General features: G+C 42.7%; 4 protein-coding genes. 1 reads left to right on the top strand and 3 read right to left on the bottom strand.

From position 1 onward, the window contains the following. The coding region (locus tag WBA23_RS10630) for a hypothetical protein (RefSeq protein ID WP_424582256.1) at positions 1-837 on the bottom strand (837 nt) is incomplete at its 3' end. A gap of 722 nt (positions 838-1,559) precedes the next feature. Here WBA23_RS10630 and WBA23_RS10625 point away from each other — a divergent pair. Beyond that, positions 1,560-2,855 (top strand): APC family permease, encoded by a 1,296-nt coding sequence (locus tag WBA23_RS10625; RefSeq protein WP_424582255.1) that lies wholly within the window; start codon positions 1,560-1,562, stop codon positions 2,853-2,855. 5 nt (positions 2,856-2,860) lie between these two features. On the opposite strand, the gene WBA23_RS10620 is transcribed toward WBA23_RS10625, so the two are convergent. Together WBA23_RS10620 and WBA23_RS10615 are read right to left on the bottom strand one after the other, a co-directional pair. Beyond that, on the bottom strand, positions 2,861-3,175 hold the full coding sequence (locus tag WBA23_RS10620) for an ABC transporter permease (protein ID WP_424582257.1): 315 nt from the start codon (positions 3,173-3,175) through the stop codon (positions 2,861-2,863). A gap of 51 nt (positions 3,176-3,226) precedes the next feature. Then, positions 3,227-4,389 (bottom strand): ABC transporter permease (locus tag WBA23_RS10615; protein WP_424582254.1); only part of this gene is annotated, 1,163 nt, incomplete at its 5' end.

Raw genomic sequence — 4,389 nt, 5'->3', positions numbered from 1 at the left:
ACCTAGTCCGGTTCCCTTCGTTTTGCCGTAGGTAGCATACTTTTCAAAAAACTGGTCCTGCATAACTACGGGAATAACTCCTTGATTATGAATAGAGATGCTGGTAGTTGGTATATCTTCTAACTGTTTTTGCCCAACTTGCTGAACCGGAAGATTACTGCTAATGTCTACTCGTACTGGAGCACTCCCAAGTGAAGCTTCTACCGCGTTTTGCACTAAATTTTGTAGCAATAGCTCCATCAACAGCGAGTCACCCTGAATGGTGCAGTGCTGAATTGCAGTAGCGGGTTGACCATCTATCCATATTTCAATCGGATTGGCAAACTGCTTTCGTTGGATGTTACTTTGGATTTTACAGAAAATTTGAAGCAAATCAACAGGTTCCTCCTGGGGCTGATAAGCTCCTAATTCCAGTTGATGGTAAACGGCATGACTTTGAGTCCGATCATGAACTTTCTCCGCCTGTTTCTCTACTAAATCTATGAGCTGTGAAAGCTCCTCAGATAGATTACTATCGCGCTTAATTAACTGAACCAGACTAACTATATTAACGATAGGTCCGCGAACATCATGCAGTAGCATATGTGTAGCCAGATCTTTAGGATCGTAATTTTCTAGAGGGGAATTTTGCTGTACCCTGAAGTAAGCGTTAATAGTAGAAACAAGGTTTTGGCGAGAGCGATTCAGTTGGTTAACAGAAATAGCTACATTTTTCGTTTTCTGTTCCCCTTTAAGAGTATTATTAATAGCCTTTTTAGTAAGTTTTCTATTTTCTTCTATTAAACTTTTACTTACTTGAAAAGTATCGCGGAATTTATTCAGAGTATCAGGATTCATAGCTGAACGTACATTTAGTAAAAAAATTGGTATTGCCTACATCAACCAACGCCCGTAAAAGTAGAAGCAAAAAATTACTTAATATTAATAACAATTACTCATTTCTTACTTTAGTAAGGAAAACAAAAAAGCAAGCTATTATTAAATTGAAATTTTGCTCATCGTGTATTTTGCCCTGTATTTACCCGTTATAACGCTTTTTTAAGATCTATACACTCACCAAACTGCTCTGCTATCAGAATAATTTTATAACAATTGTCAAAAAACTTACCTATGCTATCTGAGCTTTCTAAAAGTCACTTTTAGTTGCATCAATCAAAATTTGTATACTATCATCAAATATTATTATTTATAGGAAGTATGCTAGCATACTATTTTTAGTGAGGGGTTTTGTATGGAATAACCCATCAATTCTTACCGGCATTTTATTGAGGCCGCCACGTACCCAAAACGCAACCGTCTTAGGGAATAGAAGATGATTAAGAGAATATTAAAGTGTTAGCGATAAAGTATCAATACTGCTTTTCGAATAATTGAATCCGGTGGGGTTAAATACGGAAAAACTATTATGCTGCCTCAGCATATTTAGCCTCATCAAATTCTACAGACTCCGTACCTCCTCACAGCAGGATGATGAGGACTGCCGATGAAAGTATAGCTAGGCGGTTGTTTTTCTAGCTACGGGCTGTAACTTGCCAGCATAGCCTGCTTACTTCTACTTTGTGAATGCTACCACTAAAATTTCCTGGAAGACCGCTACCGCTCTGGTAGTTTCTAATATGGTAGGTACGGGAGTCTTTACCAGCTTAGGTTATCAGTTACTAGACGTACAAAACACCACTAGCATTATTCTATTGTGGCTAATTGGTGGAATACTGGCTTTGTTTGGAGCGTTTAGCTACGCGCAGTTGGGCACCCATTTCAAACAATCAGGCGGAGATTACATCTTTCTTTCCCGCATCTTTCATCCGGTACTAGGGTATCTAACTAGCTGGGCTTCACTCGTAGTTGGTTTTTCGGCCCCAGTAGCCATTGCCGCTATTGCTATGACGCAATACTTAGCACCGTTTGGAATCCAGGAATCCAATATGCTAGCCATCAGTGTTATTTTGCTAGTAGGTGTAATGCACTCGTTCAGCATCAAACAGAGTGGGCGATTTCAGAATGTGACTACCGTTATCAAGCTGGCATTTGTGCTGGTGCTTATCGGAGTAGGTATCGCTTATACTCCAGCGATTTCAACAAACGCTATTAGCTTTCGTACTTCCTGGACACAGGAATTGACCACCCCGGGTTTTGCCGTTTCACTCATCTACGTAACCTACGCCTACACCGGCTGGAATGTGGCAGCCTACATTGTTGGCGAGATTAAAGATGCTCAACGTGGTTTGCCCCGAGCACTTATTCTTGGAAGCATACTGGTAACTATACTCTACGTTTTGCTTCAGCTAATTTTTCTAAAACATGCTTCGCTGGAGCAGTTAGGGGGAAATGTAGAAGTAGCGACTATTGCATTCTCTAATTTATTTGAAACCAGCGGTAGTCGGTGGGTAAGTTTTTTTATTGCAGTGCAGTTGGTAGCTACCATTAGTGGTTATATTTGGGCGGGTTCCCGAGTAACCCACGCAATGGCTAAGGAGCACAGTTTGTGGAAGGCATTGCGTCCGGTTAACTCGCTGGGTATTCCGGTACGCACCGTTTGGGCACATGTGTTTATCAGTATTGCGCTCACCCTAACCGGAACCTTTGAACAGATTTTACTTTACACCGGATTTGTTCTACAGCTCATGAGCACCTTGGCCGTGGCCAGTGTGCTTTTTCTAAAAAAAGACAAAAGTGCAGATAACTTTAAGAGTCCTTTCTATCCTTACGCGCAGTATATCTTTATTGTCTTCAGCGGCTGGATTCTCGCCTACACGCTCTACGACCGCCCCACCGAAAGCTTAATTGGTCTGGGTATTATCGCAGCTGGATTAGTGACGTATTTTTTTAGTAAGTCAGAGATGAAGTCGGAATAACAAATTTACTCTGCCTTCAATGATTCCGCCGGATTAGTCTTGGCCGTAGCGTAAGTACGATAGCTAACTGTTAAAACCGAGATAAGCAATAGAATCGCACCGGGTGCCATCAATAGGTCAAAGCCTATCTCGGTTTTGTAGGCGTAATTTTCCAGCCAAGCCTTACCACCAACGATCGTAGCTGGAACAGCTAATCCGATAGCAATAAACAGCAAAACCAAGTATTCGCGAGAAAGTAGTAGCATCAGATGACTCACGCTCGCTCCTAGCACCTTGCGTATCCCAATTTCTTTGATTCGTAGCGTAGCTGAATACGACAGCGTTTAATCATGAAAGTTTGAAGTCTATTGGCTAGCTATTTTATTCATTACTTACTCATGCCGCAACGTTTTGGCTGGGTTGAGCACCGCTACTTGATACACTTGGTAACCTACCGTTAGCAAGGCAAAAAAGACGACAATCAATAAGGCTGCTCCCGCCAGTAACCACGGAAAATCTATGCGATAGGCGTAGCTCTGGAGCCAACCGTTCATGCCGTAGTATACCACAGGTAGGCTGATAAGACCAGCAATGCCTAACAGCACCAGAAAATCGCGGTAGAAGATTCCGATAATGCTAGGTAAAGTGGCCCCTAGCACTTTACGTACCCCCACTTCCGCCGTTCGTTGCACGGCCATAAAGGATGAAAGGCCGAATAAGCCTAGCATCGCAATGAAAATAGCCAGCCCAGCAAAGGTGCCAAATATCTGACCGAAGCGTTGGTCTTGTTCATATAATGCAGCAAACCGATCATCCAGAAAGGTATAATCCAGCGGTGCATCGGGGAAGAACTTATCCCAGGTTTCGTTTAGGTGCGCTAAACCCGCCGTATAGCTTTCCGGTTTTAGTTTTAGTACAAAGGCTCGGGGAATGTAGGACGGAAAATAAATCGTAGGCTCTACATCCGACCGTAGAGAGGTCCGATTAAAATCTTTGACAATGCCAATAACTTCAAATTTGTTGTGCCCCCCTTCCCAATCAAACTGAACCATCTCATGCAGTATCTGATCAGGGGTAGCAAGGTTAAATTTTTTGAGAAACGTCTGATTAACCATTACTACCATAGAGTCAGCCTTACGGTTGCGGTCAAAGTTTCTTCCGGCGAGCAGTTGCATATCTACTGCCTCTAAAAAGTACTCATCAATACTTTGTAAATAGGTAGATCCAGGCATGAGTTCACTCAGTCCTACCAATCCGATCTTTGAGGTAACGTAGTCAATATCTCCGTCATCGCCTCCCGGAATGCTGGAAGTGCCTCCTACATCTTTTATCGCTGTATGCTGACGGAGAGTCTCCTGAAAAGATTCTACTTGAGATGTATGCTCTTCCCACTGTTCACGACCTACCTCAGGCCTAAGAAAGCCAACCACGTAATTGGTAGAGATACCCAAGTCCTTACTCCGCATAAACTCTAGCTGATGATAGACGATGAAGGTTCCAGCAATCAGCATAATGGAAGCCGCAAACTGCACCACCACCAATCCTTTTCTCAATG

This window comes from Tunicatimonas sp., assembly GCF_049647865.1.
In the GTDB taxonomy this organism is placed as follows: Bacteria; Bacteroidota; Bacteroidia; order Cytophagales; family Cyclobacteriaceae; genus Tunicatimonas.
This window is presented reverse-complemented; position numbering and strand designations above follow the sequence as displayed.